The sequence below is a fragment of the Microbacterium sp. LMI12-1-1.1 genome (assembly GCF_040676455.1).
GTDB lineage: Bacteria > Actinomycetota > Actinomycetes > Actinomycetales > Microbacteriaceae > Microbacterium.
In genome coordinates, this window is record NZ_JBEGIA010000012.1 from 912,134 (window position 1) to 930,533 (window position 18,400).

An 18,400-nucleotide genomic window follows, 5' to 3' on the forward strand; every position below is an offset into this window, starting at 1 on the left:
CTTTCGATGGATCCGCTCCGCCCTGCGCTCGCCGAGGCTGGAGAGGAATCGAGAGGAATGCCATGCGAAAGCTCTACTACGCGGCCTTCGGCTACATGATCGCCGGGGTCGCCTCCGGCCTGTACTACCGCGAGTTCACGAAGCTCAACGACTTCCCGGAGGGGCAGTTCACCCAGCTCGGGCTCGCCCACACCCACCTGCTGACACTGGGGTTCGTGATCCTCCTGATCGTCCTGGTGCTCGAGAAGGTCTTCGATCTGTCGCGCTCGAAGCTGTTCGCCTGGTTCTTCTGGATCTACAACGCCGGCGTCATCCTCACCTCCGCGATGCTGATCTGGCACGGTTCGCTCACCGTCCTCGGGCTCGAGTCGTCGAAGGCGATCTCGGGCATCGCCGGCACCGGGCACGTCCTGCTCACGGCGGGCATGGTGTTGCTGTTCGTCGCTCTCGGTCGCGCTCTGCGCCGCACGTCGGCGCCGGAGGAGCGGATGCCGCAGGCTCAGGTCGCCGCCAGGGGGTAGAGGCGCCGGAGCACCAGCCGCTGCGCCAGCGTCCACGAGACGGTGACGGCGAGGTACAGGGCGGCCGCCAAGGGGACGAACAGCGCGAAGACCGCGGTCGTGAACTGCAGCAGACCCGCCACTCGTGCCATCCCCGCACCCGCCCAGGGCCCGGCATCCCGCGATCCGTCGACCGGCGGCCGGAATGCGCGGCGCGTGAGCTCGGCGACGACGACGATCACCGCGAGCACTCCTGCGAAGACGCCCCAGGTCGAAGCCGTCGCGGCGCCGGTCGCGACCGCTCCGATCAGGCTGGCCCCCAGCGGCACGCCGAACAGCTGCTCGACCAGCAGGGCGTTGGCGTGCCCCGCGATCGCGGTGTGAAGGAACAGCGCGTACACGATGGCCACGACGGGCGCTTGCGCGAGCATCGGCAGGCACCCGGCGAAGGGCGAGGCCTTCTCGTCGGCGTACAGCTTCATCGTCTCGCGCTGCAGACGTTCGGGGTCGCGCTTGTGGCGCCGCTGCAGCTCTCTGAGCCTCGGGGCCAGGCGGCTGCGCATCTGCTCCGCCTTCGCCTGCGCGATGCCGGCAGGCACCAGCGCGGTACGGACGAGCAGGGTGAGAACGACGACGGATGCCGCAGCCGCGGCGGATCCGGCGAGGGGCTCGAGCAGGGCCGAGAGGGCCATGAGGAGGGAGTAGGCCGCGTCGAGGATCGCGGCGATGGGCGGAAAGGCGTAGAGGTCCAAGGTGTGTCCGTTCGTCCGGTGTCGGTTCGTGGCATGTGGCCACGACGGCGCCGGCGGACAGGGAAGCGCCCCCGCGGGTACGGGGTCGGACGTGCGTCGGGGCTACGCGGCCAGTGCCGCGAGCCCGGGCGCGCGCGGACGGGAGTGACCCGGAGCGTCGGGATGGCTCTGGGTGAGTCGCGTGAAGTCGTCGATCGCGCGGCGCGGGTGGGCTGTCGCGATGACGGCGCGGGCAGGCTCGGCGCGGAGCGCGACGGCGACAGCAAGCAGAGCGAGCGCGGCGAGGGAGACTGCGGCAGCGGTGGCCGCCGCAACTGTGAGCCCGCCGGCGCCGGGCGTCGCGACGGTGGCGAGGAGCTCGGCCAGCGGGCGCAGCGCGACGGCGAAGACCTCGAGAATCAGGCGAAGCGCGACGCCGATCGATTCGAGCACGGCCGCCTCCTCCCGCCGGCTTCACGGTAACACGCGACGTCGAGCGGGATCGAGCCGCGCGGCGCCGGCTCGTGCGCGTCGCGGGGCGGCACCCTCTCGAAAACGCCGATGAACTTCCGGTTCACACAGGGTCGTTGAACTTCCGGTTCACGCTGGGTCGTTGAACTTCCGGTTCACGCTGGGTCGTTGAACTTCCGGTTCACACTGGGTCGCTGAACTTCCGGTTCCCGCTGGGTCGTTGAACTTCCGGTTCCCGCTGGGTCGTTGAACTTCCGGTTCACACTGGGACGCTGAACTTCCGGTTCGCACAGATGCGTCGGGGTCGAGTCCTGCACGTCATCGTGTGTGAACCGGAAGTTCAGTGATGGTCTGTGAACCGGAAGTTCAATGCCAAAGCGAACATGACCCGCCGCCAGGCAGCGACTCCGCCGACGCCCGCGACGCGGCTGGGCCCGCGACGCGGCTGGACCCGCGACGCCGCGCGGACGGCGACGCCGACAAGCCCAGCCTCGCGGGGCGGGGACGGTGGGTGGAGCGAAGCGCACGGCGGGCGGAGCGACGCGGATGGGGGCGGAGCCACGCGGACGGGCGGGCTGAGCGACGCGGACGGGCGGGCTGAGCGAAGCGGCGGGGCACCGACGCAGGGGTGCCGAGCAAGCGATGGAGCCTTTCCTCCACAGACGGACTGGAGATCGCGCCATCCCCACCGCGGCTCATGTGACGACCCCGGCGTCGGCGGCATGAGGCAGGGTGGAGGGCGTGACCGCGACGACCGATACCCGCACCGAAGCCCTCGAGGTGCTGCGCGCGCTCGTCGGGCGCGACGACGCCGATTTCCACGACGGGCAGTACGAGGCGATCGAGGCGCTCGTCGACGACCGCCGGCGTGCGCTCGTGGTGCAGCGCACCGGGTGGGGCAAGTCGGCCGTCTACTTCGTCGCGACGCTTCTCCTGCGCCGTCGAGGTGCCGGACCCACGGTGCTCGTCTCCCCGCTTCTCGCGCTGATGCGCGACCAGATCGCGGCCGCCGCACGAGCCGGGGTGCGCGCGGTCAAGATCGACTCCACGAACGCGCACGAGTGGGGCGACGTGCTCGGCCGGCTCGACCGCGACGAGGTCGACGTGCTGCTCGTTTCGCCGGAGCGCCTCAATAACCCGTCCTTCCGAGACGAGCAGCTGCCGCAGCTTGTCGCCCGCATCGGACTGCTCGTCGTCGACGAGGCGCACTGCATCAGCGACTGGGGGCACGACTTCCGGCCCGACTACCGGCGCCTGCGCGATCTGATCGCCCGGATGCCCGCCGGTGTCCCCGTGCTCGCGACCACCGCGACGGCCAACAGCCGCGTGGTGTCCGACGTCGCCGAGCAGCTGGATGCCGGCAGCGCCTCGGGTGGGGGAGCGGATGCCGCATCCGCAGGCGTGCTCACCATCCGAGGTCCGCTGGCACGGGCCTCGCTCCGGCTGGGGGTGCTGCGTCTGCCCAACTCGCCGAGCCGGCTGGCCTGGCTGATCAGCCACCTGGGCGATCTCCCCGGCTCGGGGATCATCTACACGCTGACGGTCGCGGCGGCGAACGACACCGCCCGCCTCCTCCGTGAACGCGGCTACGACGTCCGGGCCTATACCGGGCAGACCGACACCGACGAGCGTGAGGAGTCCGAGGCGCTCCTCAAAGACAATCGTGTCAAGGCTCTCGTGGCGACCAGCGCACTCGGCATGGGATTCGACAAGCCCGACCTCGGCTTCGTGGTGCACCTCGGTGCTCCATCGTCGCCGGTGTCGTACTACCAGCAGGTCGGCCGCGCCGGGCGTGCCACCGAGTCCGCCGATGTGCTGCTCCTCCCCGGCACCGAGGACCGCGAGATCTGGCAGTACTTCGCAACGGCGTCGATGCCCGACCGTGAGCGCGCCGAGCGCGTGCTGTCGGCGCTTTCAGCCGCGACCGCGCCGATGTCGACGCCCGCGCTGGAGGCGGTGGTCGACATCCGCCGCACGCCCCTCGAGCTGCTGCTGAAGGTGCTGGATGTCGACGGTGCGGTGGCGCGCGTGCGCGGCGGATGGACGGCGACCGGCGAGGCGTGGACCTACGACGAGGAGCGCTATCGCCGCATCGCTGCCGAGCGCGTCGCCGAGCAGGAGCACATGGTCGAGTACGAAGAGACCTCGGGCTGCCGCATGGAGTTCCTGCAGCGGTCCCTCGACGACGACACCGCCGTGCCCTGCGGCCGGTGCGACAACTGTGCGGGCACCTGGTTCCCGACCGCGATCGCCGAGGGAGCGACGGATGCCGCGGCCGCGGCTCTCGACCGCGTCGGCGTGCCGATCGAGACGCGACGGCAGTGGCCCACCGGCGCCGATCGGCTGGGCGTGCCCGTCAAGGGCCGCATCGCCGTGGACGAGCAGGCCGGCGAGGGTCGCGCGCTCGCACGTCTCACCGACCTCGGCTGGGGTGGCGTCCTGCGCGATCTCTTCGCCGCCGGCGCCGCGGATGCGCCCGTTCCGCCCAACGTGCTCGGCGCGTGCGTGCGCGTCCTCGCCGAATGGGGCTGGGAGACGCGCCCGGTGGCGGTGGTGGCGATGCCGTCGCGCGCCAAGCCGCAGCTGGTGGACTCGCTCGCCCGCGGCATCGCCGAGGTCGGGCGCCTGCCTTTCCTCGGGTCGCTCGACCTCGTCGACGGCGGACCCACGGGTCAGCCGGGCGGGAACAGCGCGTTCCGGCTGGCGGGGGTGTGGGACCGGTTCTCGGCCGCAGGCCTCGACATCCCTGCGGGTCCTGTTCTGCTGGTCGACGACCGGGTGGACAGCGGCTGGACTCTCACCGTCGCCGCGCGCGAGCTGCGCCGCGCCGGTGCCGCCGCCGTGCTTCCGTTCGCGCTGGCACTCCGCGGCTGACACCGGGCCCACTGTTCGCGCTTCGTCTCGCTGGCGCTCGCTCAGCGACCGGGGGCGATGCCGCGGCCGCTCGCCGCTCGCCGCTCGCCGGTCGCGGTCGTTGAGGAGGCGCCGCAGATCGAGGAGAAACGTGGCGCCGCTGCTCAGCCGCTGGTCGGTGGTTTCGGCCGTGGCCGGCGCACGATGAGGTAGATCACAGCGCCGGCTACCAGCAGGATGAGCACAACGACCCATGGAACCCAGTTCATCGGTGACGCGGTGGTATCGCCCGCCTCCGCGGTAGGCGACGGAGACGACGTCTGCGAGGGCGACGGTGACGCGCTGGGCGTCGGCGTGGGTGTCGCCGTCTGCTCCGGCTCGGGCGTTGCCGTGGGCTCGGGAACCACCGTGGGCGCCGGCTCGGGCACCACCGTCGGTTCGGGTTCGGGTTCGGGTTCGGGCTCGGGTGTGGGTTCAGGCGTGGGCTCCGGTGCCACGGTCGGCTCAGGCGTCGGCTCGACTGTCGGCTCGGGTGTCGGCTCGGCCGTGGGCACAGGCGTCCGCGTCGGCAGGATCGGCGTCCGCGTGGGCAGGTCCGTGGGCAGGGCCGTGGGCACGCCCGTCGGAAGCGTCGTCGGCAGAGCGGTCGGGATCGGGATCCCGCCGTTGCCGCAGCCGGCCAGGAGCGTGAGCGCGGCGGCGACGGCGAGCCCCGCCAGCACTCGGGCGGCGCGGGCGCCCTGCGGCGGCCGCGATTCGCGTGTCACACGGGGATGCGGCATCCGATTCCTCCACAGGGGTCTTGGCCGCATGCTAGGCCCGCGCGTCGGTGGCGGCCCGGATTCGGGTCGAGACACACCGGCCCCGCGCGAGAGGCCGCATTCCGCCGGCACGGCATGACCCCGTGTGACGCCGCGTGTCGCCGTGTCGCGGTGTGTGTCGTCACAGCATTTCGCAGTCTCCGGACGCGGGCGAGCATGACCACATGCCTTCCCCACTCATCTCGCCGACAGCGCTCGCCGATCTCATCCGCGGCGGCACCCCGCCGCGGATCCTCGACGTGCGATGGCGGCTCGATCAGCCCGAGGGCCGACCGGCGTACCTCGACGGGCACCTGCCGGGCGCCGTCTACGTCGACCTCGACCGCGAGCTCGCCCGGCGTGGCGACCCGCGCGAGGGCCGGCATCCACTCCCGCCGCGCGCCCAGCTGGAGGCTGCAGTGCGGCGATGGGGCATCCGCGACGGCGACACGGTGGTGGCGTACGACGACGTCCACTCGGTGGCCGCGGCGCGCGCGTGGTGGGTGCTGACCCGGTCGGGCCTCACCGACGTGCGCGTGCTCGACGGCGGGCTGCGAGGCTGGCTGGCCGAACGGCTGCCGCTCGAGACCGGGGATGTGCTGCCGAGACCGCCAGGGGACGTCGTGCTCGACGACATCACCGAGGGCGTGGCCGACATCGACGGCGTGGAGGAGTGGCCCGACCACGGGCTGCTGCTCGACGTACGCGCTCCGGAGCGCTACCGAGGGGACGCCGAGCCGCTCGACCCCGTCGGGGGTCACATCCCCGGTGCCGTCAATCTGCCGACCACGGTCCACCTGACGGCGGGCAGGTTCCGCTCGCCGGAGGAGATCCGCGCCGAGTTCGCCGCCGCCGGCGTCGCCGACGGAGTGGCCGTCGCCGCCTACTGCGGTTCGGGCATCGCGGCGACCCACACCGCGCTCGCGGGCGCCCTCGCCGGCATCGACGTGGTCGTCTATCCCGGCTCGTGGAGTCAGTGGTCGCGCTCGCGCGGACGACTCGCGGCCGTCGGCCCGGCGCCGTCGCTGGATGTGGTGCCGGTATGACCGCGCTGCTGAAGGACCCGGCGACCACGACCACGATCGCCGACCGCCCGCTGCGCGTGGTCGGTGTCTCCGGCTCGCTCCAGGAGCCGAGCCGCACCACCGCGCTGGTGCGGAGCATCCTCGCATCGGTGGCAGAGCGCATTCCCGCGCAGGTCGAGCTCGTCGAGATCGCGGCGCTCGGACCGGGGTTCGCCGGGGCGCTGAAGCGCGAGGATGTCGCGCCCGAGGTCGAGTCGGCGCTGCGGGCGATCGAATCCGCCGACCTGCTGGTGGCGGCGAGCCCGGTGTACCGGGCCTCGTTCACCGGGCTGTTCAAGCACCTGTTCGACTTCGTCGGCCAGTACGACCTCGTGGGCACGCCTGTGCTGCTGGCGGCGACCGGCGGCGGCGAGCGGCACGCGCTGATCATCGAGCACCAGCTGCGGCCGCTGTTCGGGTTCTTCCAGGCGCTCACGCTGCCGGTCGGCGTGTACGCGTCGACGACCGACTTCGCGAACTACGAGCTCACCTCGCCCGACGTCGCCCGCCGTATCGTGCAGGCCGTCGACCGCTCGCTTCCCCTCATCGAGCAGGCCGCGCTCGTTCGCCGGTCGGAGTACGTCGCCACCTGGTGACGCGGGTGGCCGCGTGGGCCCAGCCGCGGGCCGGCAGGTGCGCCGGGCCGCGGCATCCGTCATCGGCGTCTCTGCGCCGTGGCCGCCAACGGCGTCCTCGACGCCGCCCCCGGTGAGCGTCTAGACTGGCGCCCGTGTTGACCTGTCGGTGTTGTCGCCCCTGCTGCTGAAGCGTTCGCTTCGCACAGACCTCCGCGACCCCGCCAACCCTCCGCGCTCCCGCGCGGGCAACACTCCAGGACTCATCGTGCGTTACGCCCAGAGCGTGGCCGACCTCGTCGGCAACACCCCCCTCGTCCGCCTGACCCGTGTCACCGACGGCATCGCCGCCACCGTGCTGGCCAAGGTCGAGTACTTCAATCCCGGCGGCTCCGCCAAGGATCGCATCGCCCGCCGCATCATCGACGCCGCCGAACGCGACGGTCTGCTCGAACCCGGCGGCACGATCATCGAACCCACGAGCGGCAACACCGGCGTGGGCCTCGCGCTCGTGGCGGTGCAGCGCGGCTATCGCATGATCTTCGTGGTGCCCGACAAGTTCGCGGGTCCGAAGGTCGACGTGCTGCGGGCCTACGGCGCCGAGGTCGTGGTGACCGACACGAGCGTGCCGCCCGAAGACCCGCGCTCGTACTACAGCGTGTCGGATCGGCTCGTCCGCGAGATCCCCGGCGCGTTCAAGCCGAACCAGTTCGCGAATCCGAACGGGCCGCTGAGCCATTACGAGACGACGGGGCCGGAGATCTGGCGCGACACCGACGGCCGCGTGACGCATTTCGTCGCCGGCATCGGCACCGGCGGCACCATCACCGGCACGGGCCGGTACCTGCACGAGGTGTCGGGCGGCACGGTGCGGGTGATCGGCGCCGACCCCGAGGGCTCGATCTACTCGGGCGGCCCGCTCCACGGGTACCTCGTCGAGGGCGTCGGCGAGGACTTCTGGCCCGACAGCTACGACCCCGCGGTGCCCGACGAGATCCATCGCGTCTCGGATGCCGAGACGTTCGAGATGACCCGCCGTCTCGCCCGCGAGGAGGGTCTCCTGGTCGGGGGATCGAGCGGGATGGCGGTCGTCGCCGCGCTGCGCACCGCCCGCGAGCTGCCCGCCGACGACGTGGTCGTCGTGCTGCTGCCCGACCACGGCCGCGGCTACCTCAACCGGTTCTACGACGACGACTGGATGCGCGACCACGGGTTCGAGGTGAGCCGCGCCGAACCCACGGTCGTTGAGCGAGCCGCGGCTCCGACCGAGGTTCCGGTCGTTGAGCGAGCGAGGAACGAGCGAGACGAAACGCCTGCACGCGGCGCACACTCCGGCCCCGAGGCATCCGCGCAGGTCCCGGTCGTTGAGCGAGCGAGGAACGAGCGAGACGAAACGCCTGCACCCGGCGCACACCCCGGCCCCGAGGCATCCGCGCAGGTCCCGGTCGTTGAGCGAGCGAGGAACGAGCGAGACGAAACGCCTGCACCCGGCGCACACCTGGGCCCCGAGGCATCCGCGCAGGTCCCGGTCGTTGAGCGAGCGAGGAACGAGCGAGACGAAACGCCTGCACGCGGCGCACACCCCGGCCCCGAGGCATCCGCGCAGGTCCCGGTCGTTGAGCGAGCGAGGAACGAGCGAGACGAAACGCCTGCACGCGGCGCACACCAGGGCCCCGAGGCATCCGCGCTGGTCCCGGTCGTTGAGCGAGCGAGGAACGAGCGAGACGAAACGCCTGCACCCGGCGCACACCTTGGCCCCGAGGTATCCGGATCCACCCACGAAGGAGCACCCGCATGACCGAGCCCACGAACGACTCCGGTTTCGAGACCCGCGCGGTGCACGCCGGTCAGGCCTTCGACCCCACCACCGGGGCCGTGATCCCGCCGGTGCACTTCTCGACGACGTACGCGCAGGACGGTATCGGCGGGCTCCGCGAGGGCTACGAGTACGGTCGCAGCGGCAACCCGACCCGCACCGCTCTCGAGACGCAGCTCGCCGCGCTCGAAGGCGGCGCGCATGCCCTGTCGTTCGCGTCGGGACTGGCCGCCGAGGATGCGCTGCTGCGCGCCGCCCTCAAGCCCGGCGACGAGGTGCTGCTCGGCAACGACGTCTACGGCGGCACCTATCGGCTCATCGCGCGCGTGCTCGGCGCGTGGGGCATCGGCGTGCGCGTGGTCGACATGAGCGACCTCGGCGCGGTGCGGGCGGCCCTCGAGGACCGCCCGGCGCGCATCGTGTGGGTCGAGACCCCCAGCAACCCGCTGCTGCGCATCACCGACATCGCCGGGCTCGCGCGGCTCGGCCATGACGCGGGCGCCCTCGTCGTCGTCGACAACACGTTCGCGTCGCCCGCGCTGCAGCAGCCGCTGGCCTTCGGCGCCGACGTGGTGGTGCACTCGGCCACGAAGTATCTCGGCGGCCACTCGGATGTCGTCGGCGGCGCGCTCGTGCTCAACGACGAGGCCCTGTACGCAGAGGCGAAGTTCCTGCAGTTCGCCGTGGGCGCCGTCTCCGGCCCCCTCGACGCGTGGCTCACCACCCGCGGCATCAAGACGCTGGCCCTGCGCATGCGACGGCACAGCGAGAACGCGCACGCGATCGCCGAGTTCCTGTCGGGCCACGAGGCGGTCGAGCGCGTGTACTACCCCGGCCTGCCGTCGCACCCCGGGCACGAGGTCGCCGCGCGGCAGATGAGCGGGTTCGGCGGCATCGTCTCGGTCGCGCTGGCGGATGCCGCATCCGCCCGCCGATTCGCCGAGTCGACGCGCCTGTTCCAGCTGGCCGAATCGCTCGGGGGCGTCGAGTCGCTCATGAACTACCCCGACGAGATGACGCACGCCTCGGTGCGCGGCACCGAGCTCGCCGTGCCGCCCGAGGTGGTGCGGCTGTCTGTCGGCATCGAGTCGGTCGCCGACCTCCTCGCCGACCTCGACCAGGCCCTCGCCGGCCTCTGACCCCCCGCGCCCCGCGCCCCGCGCCGCCGCCACCCGGTGTCCCCGCGTCCCTTTGTTGACTTGCGCTGAACGTACGCGACACGCCGGGCGTGGCGTACGTATAGCGCAAGTCAACGTGATCGGGAGGGTCGTGGCAGGACGCGTGTCCCCGTCGACGGCGTCACTCGCGAGTGGTTCCCGCCCTCGGCGTCGCACGACGCCCCCGCCTCCTGCCCTCGGCGTCGCGCGACGCCCCCCGCGCGCGCCCACGGCCCCGCCACTCCGGTGCCCGCGCGTCCCTTCGTTGACTTGCGCTGAACGTACGCGACACACCGCACACGCCGTGCGTATAGCGCAAGTCAACGGGGACGGCGAGGCGCGAGCACGCGGGCACGGCGAGCGGTGAGGCGCGGGGACGCGAGCACGCAGGGACGCGAGCACGCGAGCGCGGCGAGCCGTGAGGCGCGGGGGCGGGGAGGTGGGAGGCGGCGGTCCTAGGCTCGGAGGCATGACCGCGCGCCCCGGCATCCGCTCCTCCGTCCTCGCGCAGCCGCTGCGGATCGGCGCCGTCGAGGTGCCGAACCGCATCATGCAGACCGCGCACTCGAAGCAGTACTCCGACCGGGTCGAGTCCGACCGCGAGACCGCGTACTACGTGCGCCGTGCGCAGGGCGGCTGCGGGCTGTTCGTGGCCGGCAACCACTTCGTGCACCCGACCGGTTCGATCCGCGGCTTCGAGGACGCGTACCGCCCCGAGGGCGTCGCCGCATCGAAGCGGATGACGGATGCCGTCCACGAGGCGGGCGCGAAGATCTTCGTGCAGCTCAACCACCACGGCGCGCAGGCGCAGCCCGACGGTCCCGACGGCCCGCGCGCGGTATACGCGCCGTCGCGCGTCCTGTCGCCGTCGACCGCGCACGCGACCCGCGAGATGGATCGCGCCGACATCGCGGCGTTCATCGACGGCTGGGCGTTGTCGGCGGTGCACGCGCGCGACGGCGGATTCGACGGCGTCGAGATCCACATGGCGCACGGCTACCTGCTGCATCAGTTCCTCTCGCCGCTCTACAACGCCCGCGGAGACGAGTACGGCGGCGACCTCGAAGGACGCACGCGATTTCCGCGCGAGGTGCTGCGCGCCGTACGGGAGCGGGTGGGCGACGACTTCACCGTCGGCATCCGCATCGTCGCGAACGAGTTCCACCCCGACGGGATCGACGGCGCCGGCATGCGCGAGGTCGTCGCACGCCTGCGTGCAGAGGCCCGCATCGACTTCCTCGACCTCGCGGCCGGCGGCTACCACAACGTGCACTACGTGTTCCCGTCCTCGCCTATGCCGTACGCCTGGCTGCGCGACGACGTCGCCGCGGTGAAGGCCGCGAACCCCGACGTCCCCGTGTTCGGCGTCGGCGCCGCCCGCTCGGTCGAGGACGCGGAGGAGGTCGTCGCCTCCGGCATCGCCGACATGGTCGCGCTCACTCGCGCCCAGATCGCCGACCCCGACCTCGGCCGCAAGCTGATGGGAGTCGAGCCCGTCGACAGGAGCGAGTCCGGCATCCGTCACTGCATCCGCCTGAATCAGGGATGCCTCGGCCGCGGCAGCCGCGGACTCGCGATGTCGTGCACCGTCAACCCGCTCGCCGGGCGCGAGCTCGAGCGGGGCGAGCGGCCGCGCGCGTCGTCGCCGCAGCGGTGGATCGTCGTGGGCGGCGGCCCGGCCGGAATGCGCGCCGCCGTCGAACTCGCCACCGACGGGCATGCGGTCACTCTCGTCGAGCGCGCGGACGGACTCGGCGGCCAGCTGCGCCTCGCCCGCCGGGTGCCGGGGCGCGAGAGCGTCGGGTTGCTCGTCGACGACCTCGAGCGCGACCTCACGGCCCTCGGCGTGACCGTGCGGCTCGGGGTCGAGGCGGACGCCGGCCTGCTGCGGGCCGAGGGCGCGGACGGCATCGTTGTCGCGACCGGCGCCATCGCCCCGGCCGGCACCTCGCTCGCCCTCGGGGGCGCGTACTCCGGAGGCTTCCCTGCCGAGGGCACGACCGACGCCTTCGCGGCGGTCGCCCCGGCGGGGGCCGGCGTGCCGCTCCGCCGGCGGATCGCGGTGGTGGATGCCGACGGCACGGCGTACGCCGCCGGGATCGTGCTGACCCTGCTCGAGCGCGTCGACGAGCTCGAGCTCGTGACGCCGTTCGAGACCGTTTTCCCGCACATCGGGGCCGGATACGACCGGCCGCTGCTGCTCGAGCGCCTCGGTGCGCACGGCGGGTTCCAGCGCCGCCCGGCACACCTCGTGGAGCGGATCGAGCCGGGCGCCGTGACGGTGCGCGACACGCTGACGGGCGCCGTGGAGATGATCCCGGGCGTCGACGCGGTGGTGGCCGTCGAGCCGCGTGCATCGGTCGGCATCCCGGGCCTGGTCACGGACACGCCAGCCGCGCCGCGGGTCGTGACAATCGGCGATGCGTTCGCACCGCGCACGATCGATGCGGCGCTCTTCGAGGCCGTCGAGCTCGCGTACGACGTCGCGGGGCTGGCGACGCTGCGCGGCTGAACCGCCGCCCGGCCTGATCATCGACCGCGGGGCGCTCCGTGGGGCCGGTGGCTACGCTGGGCGCGTGGACCCCGTCACCGCAACCCTCGTCATCCTGGTGCTCGCGGTGATCGCGTTCGTGAGCAACCGCGTGCCGATCGGGATCGTCGCGATCGGCGTCGCGCTCGCCCTGTTCTTCACCGGCGTCCTCACCCTGCCGCAGGCCCTGGCGGGCTTCGGCGATCCGACCGTGCTGTTCATCGCCGCGCTGTTCGTCGTGAGCGAGGCCCTGGACACCACGGGCGTCACGGCCTGGGCGGGCCAGAAGGTGATCGGACGCGCCGGCACCAAGCGCGCCACGCTCGTCACCGTGATCTCGCTGCTGGTGGCGGTCCTGACCGCCCTCATCAGCATCAACGGCGCCGTCGCCGCGCTGCTCCCGCTGGTCGTCGTGGTCGCATCGCGTGCCGGCATCGCGTCGTCGAAGCTGCTCATGCCGCTCGCCTTCGCGGCGTCCGCCGGCTCGCTGCTCCTGTTGACCGGCACCCCGGTCAACATCATCGTCTCGGAGTTCGCCGCCGGCGCGGGAGGGAGGGAGTTCGGGTTCTTCGAGTTCGCGCTCGTCGGCATCCCGGTGCTGCTCGGCACCGTCGTGATCCTGCTGCTCGGGGGTCGACTGGTGCCGGAGCGGAAGGGGGCGATCATGCCCGTCGACCTGGTGCGGCACGCGCGCATGCTGCGCCAGCAGTATTCGCTGACGCTCGACACCGGCGTGCTTCTCGGCCCGAACTCCGGGGTGACCGAGGTCGTCGTGGCGCCGCGGTCGCCGCTGATCGGCGAGCGGGTGTGCGCCGGGATGACGACGCCCGACGGTGACCTCGTCGTGCTGGCGGCGCGACGAGGCGACGAGCACCTGAAAGGCACCGAGTTCATCGTGCAGTCCGGCGACGCGCTCCTGCTCCAGGGAGCGTGGGACGACCTGACGCGGCGGACGCAGGACCCCGGTGTGCTCGTGGTCGACGATCCGGCGCAGCTGCGCCGGTCGGTGCCGCTCGGGCGCGGCGCCAAGCGCGCGATCGGCATCCTCCTGGCGATGATCGTGCTCCTCGCGACCGGCCTCGTACCGCCGGCGGTGGCCGCGCTGCTGGCGGCGTGCGCACTCGTGCTCACGCGCACCGTCACGGTGACGGCGGCGTACCACGCGATCTCGTGGACGACCGTGGTGCTCATCGCGGGCATGATCCCGCTGTCGACGGCATTCATCAGCACCGGCACGGCCGACCTGGTCGCAGAGGGCATGCTGTCGCTGCTGGGCGAGGCGGGCCCCCACGTGGCCCTGCTCGCGCTGTGCGGGATCACACTGGTGCTCGGTCAGCTGATCAGCAACACCGCCACGGTGCTCATCGTGGCGCCGATCGCCATCTCGGTCGCGCACGCTTTGGACCTGTCGGTGCAGCCCTTCATGATGGCGCTCGCGGTCGTGGGTGCGGCGGCGTTCCTCACGCCCATCGCGACGCCCGCGAACCTCATGGTGATGGAGCCGGCGGGCTACCGGTTCGGCGACTACTGGAAGCTGGGGCTGCCGCTCGCGCTGTTCTTCCTGGCGGTCGCGGTCCTCTACGTGCCGCTCATCTGGCCGTTCTAGCCGTCCAGTTGTGCGCTCGCCTGTCGCGATCCGCGGATCGGCGTCGCAGATCGCGACAGGGGAGCACGTGGTGCGCGACGCCCCGGCGGCTCGGGTCAGCCGGGACGTCGCGGGTTCTTACGCGGCCGACCAGCCGCCGTCGCTGGCGAGGTTCTGGCCGTTGACGTTGACGCCGTCGTCGCTCAGCAGGAACGTGATCGACGCGGCGAGGCGGTCGGGCGTCACCGGCGGCGCCATGACAGCCATGCCCGTGCGCACGCGGTCGGCGCCCAGCGCCGAGTTGAACTTCGCCTCGATGTTGGTGATCACGGCGCCCGGCGCGACGGCATTGACGCGGATGCCGCTGGGGCCGTACATGAACGCGCTCGACTTCGTGAGGCCGACGACGGCGTGCTTCGACGCGGTGTAGGCGGCGCCCGCGGACGAGCCGCGCAGGGATGCCTCGGACGAGGTGTTCACGATCGACCCGCTGCCCTGCGCGAGCATGGCGGGGATGACGGCGCGCATCAGCTTCATGGTGCCGGTGACGTTCACGCGGAACACGCGATCCCAGACGGCGTCGGTGACCTCGCCGACGGGGGTCATGTCATCCATGATCCCGGCGATGTTGGCGAGAGCGTCGATCCGGTCGCCGGCCGCCTCGATGATCTGGGCGACGCCCTCGTCGTCGGTGATGTCGGCCGTGAGAGCGACGACATCGGCACCCGTGTGCGCCGCGACGAACTCGTCGAGGCGGTCCTGGCTGACGTCCACGGCGATCACTCGACCGCCCTCGCGAGCGACGCGCGATGCGGTGGCACGGCCGATGCCGGAGCCGGCGCCGGTGACGATGACCGTCTGGCCCGTGAAGCGACCCGCGGTGACCTTCTCGGCCCACTCCGCCTTCGGGGTCTCGTCGGCGGTGGCACCGGCATCCGGGATGCCGTCGGGGTTGACCTGCGCGATCAGGGCATCGAGCGCGGCCTGCGGGAAGGCGCCGCCGCTCATCGCGACGAGGTTCGAGATCGGGAGCGAGGCGATGGGGCTGAGCGCTTCCGCGCTCTGGCCGCCCTGGGCGAGCAGACCGCGCAGTGCGGCGCCGCCGGCCGGGTCGTCGAGCCATGACTGGATGGTGGAGGCTCCGGTGAGGGGAGCGGTGGTGGTGCTCATGGGCGTTCTTCCCTTTCTTCGTGCATGCATGGGGGCTGCGGGTCCGGGGATGAGGATCCTTCGGGGCGGCTCCTACCGGACAACTTTGTCCGGTACTAGGCTACACCCGTGCCCAGCACCGCATCCCCCCGTGCGCGGCCGCGCCAGAATCGCGGCCCCGCCGCCGCCGCCGACAACCGTCGCGCCCTCATCGCCGCCGCGCGCGAGGTGTACGCCGAAGGCGGCCTGGGCGCGCCGTTCAGCGCCGTCGCCAAGCGCGCGGGCGTGGGGCAGGGCAGCCTCTACCGCCACTTCCCCGACCGCACCGCCCTCGCCGTCGCCGTCTTCGAAGACAACGTGCGCGAGCTCGAGGAATACACATCGGCCTCCGAGCGTACGGTCGACGACCTGCTGGACCGGGTCGTCGACCAGGTGGTCGTCTCGACAGCCTTCATCGAGCTGATCACCGCCGATCTCACCGATACGAGGGTGGCTGTGCTCGGGGCCCGGTTCCGGGCCCTGGTGGAGCGTCTCGTCGCCCGCGACCGTGCCGCCGGCCGCATCGGGAACCACATCGAGACGGACGACGTGACGCTGGCGACCGGCATGCTGGCGACCGAGCTCGCCCGCGCCGACACCGCGCAGCGACCGGTCGTCGCGCGCCGTGCCCGCGCCCTCTTCGCCGCTGCATTCGCACCGCGGTGATGCAGCGCTAGGCTCCTGCCATGGGACGGTTCATCTACGACACGAACGCCAATTCGGTGGACATCGACGACCGCACGCTGGCCCATCTCCGCATCGTCGTGATGAACAAGCTGCGCCGTTCCGAGCCCTTCATGTTCGACGTCGAGATCGGCGACGGCAGCGGTCGCCGCAGCTTCTGGATCCACCCGTCGGTGCCGATCCAGTTCCACTTCTTCGGAAGCCGTCAGCCGCGCATCAACCGCCGCTGGGTCGAGGAGCTGATGCTCGCGGCGAGCGGGCCGAACGGGCTCACGATCCTCCCCGAGCCCGCCGAAGGAGACGAGTCGTCGCAGCCCGAGCCCTCTTGAGGGTGCGCCGCGACCTTCGGGATGCCGATCCCCGCCGAGATCGGTGACCGGCGCGGGCGACGGAGTGGTCGCCTAGGACGGGACGTCCTCACCTGTCACCTCGGTGCCGCCGACGGTGAGGCGGTCGACGTCGATGTGCTCCACGTCGACTTTGCCGAGTGACACGTCGGCTCCCGCTTCGAGCGCCGCCGCTCCTGCGCCCTCGGCGACCGGCACCGGACCGGTGTCGAAGTGCTCTGCGACCAGCAGGATGCCGCCGGTCGAGCTGGCGGAGTTCGCAAGCTCCTCGATCCACTGGCGGCTGAGCTCGGAGGGCTCGGGGTCGTCGAAGACGAACCGGAGCGGGATCGAAGGGTGCAGCCAGATCGTGCTGCGCCCCCGCGGCTGATCCTCGGGGTGGGCCCACGAGACGGTGAAGCTCTCATCGCGTCGGAGCTTGGTCGCAATCACGACCTTGAGGTGCGCCAATGCGCGGTCCTCGATATGGATCGGCATCGCGCCGCCGCCGTAGTAGATCGTGCCCACGCGCCAACAATAACCCTCGAGACCGCCTGCCGATGCCTCAGAGCCGCGTCCACGCCTCCGTGAGGACGCTGCGGAGGATCTGCTCGATCTCGTCGAACTCCTTCGGGCCGACCGTCAGGGGCGGCGCGAGCTGGATGACGGGGTCGCCGCGGTCGTCGGCGCGGCAGTAGAGACCGGCATCGAAGAGCGCCTTGGAGAGGAACCCGCGCAGCAGCCGCTCGGACTCGTCGTCGTCGAAGGTCTCCTTCGTCGCCTTGTCCTTGACGAGCTCGATCCCGAAGAAGTAGCCGTCGCCGCGCACGTCGCCGACGATGGGCAGATCGTTGAGCTTCTCGAGCGTCGACCGGAACACCGGCGAGTATTCGCGCACCCGCTCGTTGAGCCCCTCCTCCTCGAAGATGTCGAGGTTCTCGAGCGCGACCGCGGCCGACACCGGGTGACCGCCGAAGGTGTAGCCGTGGTAGAACGCGCGGTCGCCGTGGGCGAAGGGCTCGTAGATCCGGTCGCTCACAATGGTCGCGCCGATCGGCGAATAGCCGCTGGTCATGGCCTTGGCGCACGTGATCATGTCGGGCACGTAGCCGTAGGCGTCGCAGGCGAACATGTGGCCGATGCGGCCGAAGGCGCAGATGACCTCGTCCGAGACGAGCAGCACGTCGTACTTGTCGCAGATCTGACGCACCCGCTGGAAGTATCCGGGGGGCGGCGGGAAGCAGCCGCCGGAGTTCTGCACCGGCTCGAGGAAGACCGCCGCCACGGTGTCGGGGCCTTCGAAGAGGATCATCTCCTCGATGCGGTCCGCGGCCCACACGCCGAAGGTCTCGAGGTCGTCGGCGGGCGCGCCCATGTCGGCGGCGCGATAGAAGTTGGTGTTCGGCACCCGGAAGCCGCCGGGCGTCACCGGTTCGAACATCGACTTCATGGCCGGGATGCCGGTGATCGCGAGGGCGCCCTGCGGGGTGCCGTGGTACGCGACGGAGCGCGAGATGACCTTGTGCTTGGTGGGCTGGCCCTGGATCTTCCAGTAGTACTTGGCGAGCTTGAACGCGGTCTCGACGGCTTCGCCGCCGCCGGTGGAGAAGAACACCTTGTTGAGGTCGCCGGGCGCGTAGTCGGCCAGGCGGTCGGCGAGCTCGATGGCGGCCGGGTGGGCATACGACCAGATGGGGAAGAAGGCGAGCTGCTCGGCCTGCTTCGCGGCGACCTCCGCGAGACGCCGGCGACCGTGACCGGCGGCCACGACGAACAGGCCGGCGAGACCGTCGATGTACTGCTTGCCCTGGGAGTCCCAGATGTGGTGGCCCTCGCCCTTGACGATGATCGGAACGCCGGGGCCGTCCGTCATCACCGACTGACGGGCGAAGTGCATCCACAGGTGGTCTTTCGCCATCTGCTGCAGCTCGGACTCGCTCCTCGCGGCGCGGTCGGTGCGGGCGTGGCGTTCAGTCGAGATCGACATGTGGAGCCTTCCGTCGGACGTGCTTCCCACGCTACTCGCGTGTCCCGCGGGCGCGGATGGGACGTTTCGTCCGGTTCGGATGCCACAGTCGCCGGACCGTCCGGACCCCCGGGTCTCCGGCATCCATCGTCCT

15 protein-coding genes and 1 pseudogene are annotated in these 18,400 nt (G+C 71.7%); 10 read left to right on the forward strand and 6 right to left on the reverse strand.

The annotated features are described in order from the left end of the window. Positions 1-62: 62 nt before the first annotated feature. A complete protein-coding gene (locus MRBLMI12_RS12655; RefSeq protein ID WP_363356827.1) occupies positions 63-521 on the forward strand; it encodes a DUF2871 domain-containing protein in 459 nt (152 codons plus the stop codon). Here MRBLMI12_RS12655 and MRBLMI12_RS12660 read toward each other — a convergent pair. Together MRBLMI12_RS12660 and MRBLMI12_RS12665 are read right to left on the reverse strand one after the other, a co-directional pair. Then, the gene (locus tag MRBLMI12_RS12660; RefSeq protein ID WP_363356828.1) at positions 500-1,252 is read right to left on the reverse strand and encodes a YidC/Oxa1 family membrane protein insertase; all 753 of its coding nucleotides are present in this window, start codon (positions 1,250-1,252) and stop codon (positions 500-502) included. The genes MRBLMI12_RS12655 and MRBLMI12_RS12660 overlap by 22 nt on opposite strands. Positions 1,253-1,354: 102 nt before the next feature. After that, complete coding sequence (locus tag MRBLMI12_RS12665; RefSeq protein WP_363356829.1) at positions 1,355-1,684, reverse strand: DUF6412 domain-containing protein; 330 nt, start codon at positions 1,682-1,684, stop codon at positions 1,355-1,357. Positions 1,685-2,443: 759 nt separating this feature from the next. Between MRBLMI12_RS12665 and MRBLMI12_RS12670 the strand changes: the two genes are divergently transcribed. Continuing rightward, positions 2,444-4,576, forward strand: coding sequence for a RecQ family ATP-dependent DNA helicase (locus tag MRBLMI12_RS12670; RefSeq protein WP_363356831.1), 2,133 nt, complete (start codon positions 2,444-2,446; stop codon positions 4,574-4,576). A 143-nt stretch (positions 4,577-4,719) separates the two neighbouring features. On the opposite strand, the gene MRBLMI12_RS12675 is transcribed toward MRBLMI12_RS12670, so the two are convergent. Next, the gene (locus MRBLMI12_RS12675; protein ID WP_363356832.1) at positions 4,720-5,337 is read right to left on the reverse strand and encodes a hypothetical protein; all 618 of its coding nucleotides are present in this window, start codon (positions 5,335-5,337) and stop codon (positions 4,720-4,722) included. Positions 5,338-5,540: 203 nt separating this feature from the next. Here MRBLMI12_RS12675 and MRBLMI12_RS12680 point away from each other — a divergent pair, with 203 nt between their 5' ends. From MRBLMI12_RS12680 to MRBLMI12_RS12705, 6 genes are all read left to right on the forward strand, one after another. Next, positions 5,541-6,401, forward strand: a complete 861-nt coding sequence (locus MRBLMI12_RS12680) for a sulfurtransferase (protein WP_363356833.1) — start codon at positions 5,541-5,543, stop codon at positions 6,399-6,401. Next, on the forward strand, positions 6,398-7,015 hold the full coding sequence (msuE, locus tag MRBLMI12_RS12685; RefSeq protein WP_363356834.1) for an FMN reductase: 618 nt from the start codon (positions 6,398-6,400) through the stop codon (positions 7,013-7,015). Before MRBLMI12_RS12680 ends, msuE begins: the two co-directional genes overlap by 4 nt. Before the next feature lie 247 nt (positions 7,016-7,262). Then, on the forward strand, positions 7,263-8,792 hold the full coding sequence (locus MRBLMI12_RS12690; RefSeq protein WP_363356835.1) for a pyridoxal-phosphate dependent enzyme: 1,530 nt from the start codon (positions 7,263-7,265) through the stop codon (positions 8,790-8,792). Further along, complete coding sequence (locus MRBLMI12_RS12695) at positions 8,789-9,949, forward strand: cystathionine gamma-synthase (RefSeq protein ID WP_363356836.1); 1,161 nt, start codon at positions 8,789-8,791, stop codon at positions 9,947-9,949. The genes MRBLMI12_RS12690 and MRBLMI12_RS12695 overlap by 4 nt, the downstream gene beginning before the upstream one ends. Before the next feature lie 487 nt (positions 9,950-10,436). Beyond that, positions 10,437-12,479, forward strand: coding sequence for an NAD(P)-binding protein (locus MRBLMI12_RS12700; RefSeq protein WP_363356837.1), 2,043 nt, complete (start codon positions 10,437-10,439; stop codon positions 12,477-12,479). A gap of 64 nt (positions 12,480-12,543) precedes the next feature. After that, positions 12,544-14,103: an SLC13 family permease gene (locus MRBLMI12_RS12705; protein WP_363356838.1), complete on the forward strand. Its 1,560-nt coding sequence runs from the start codon at positions 12,544-12,546 to the stop codon at positions 14,101-14,103. Between the two features lie 117 nt (positions 14,104-14,220). On the opposite strand, the gene MRBLMI12_RS12710 is transcribed toward MRBLMI12_RS12705, so the two are convergent. Further along, the gene (locus MRBLMI12_RS12710) at positions 14,221-15,252 is read right to left on the reverse strand and encodes an SDR family NAD(P)-dependent oxidoreductase (protein ID WP_363356839.1); all 1,032 of its coding nucleotides are present in this window, start codon (positions 15,250-15,252) and stop codon (positions 14,221-14,223) included. Positions 15,253-15,360: 108 nt separating this feature from the next. Between MRBLMI12_RS12710 and MRBLMI12_RS12715 the strand changes: the two genes are divergently transcribed. Both MRBLMI12_RS12715 and MRBLMI12_RS12720 read left to right on the forward strand, forming a co-directional pair. Next, complete coding sequence (locus tag MRBLMI12_RS12715) at positions 15,361-15,936, forward strand: TetR/AcrR family transcriptional regulator (RefSeq protein ID WP_363356840.1); 576 nt, start codon at positions 15,361-15,363, stop codon at positions 15,934-15,936. A gap of 20 nt (positions 15,937-15,956) precedes the next feature. After that, the gene (locus MRBLMI12_RS12720; protein ID WP_349426235.1) at positions 15,957-16,283 is read left to right on the forward strand and encodes an ATP-dependent DNA ligase; all 327 of its coding nucleotides are present in this window, start codon (positions 15,957-15,959) and stop codon (positions 16,281-16,283) included. A gap of 222 nt (positions 16,284-16,505) precedes the next feature. On the opposite strand, the pseudogene MRBLMI12_RS12725 reads toward MRBLMI12_RS12720, so the two are convergent. Continuing rightward, positions 16,506-16,808: pseudogene (locus MRBLMI12_RS12725) on the reverse strand (hypothetical protein); the annotation flags it as partial. 37 nt (positions 16,809-16,845) lie between these two features. Beyond that, positions 16,846-18,267: an aspartate aminotransferase family protein gene (locus tag MRBLMI12_RS12730; protein WP_331906688.1), complete on the reverse strand. Its 1,422-nt coding sequence runs from the start codon at positions 18,265-18,267 to the stop codon at positions 16,846-16,848. Positions 18,268-18,400: the final 133 nt, after the last annotated feature.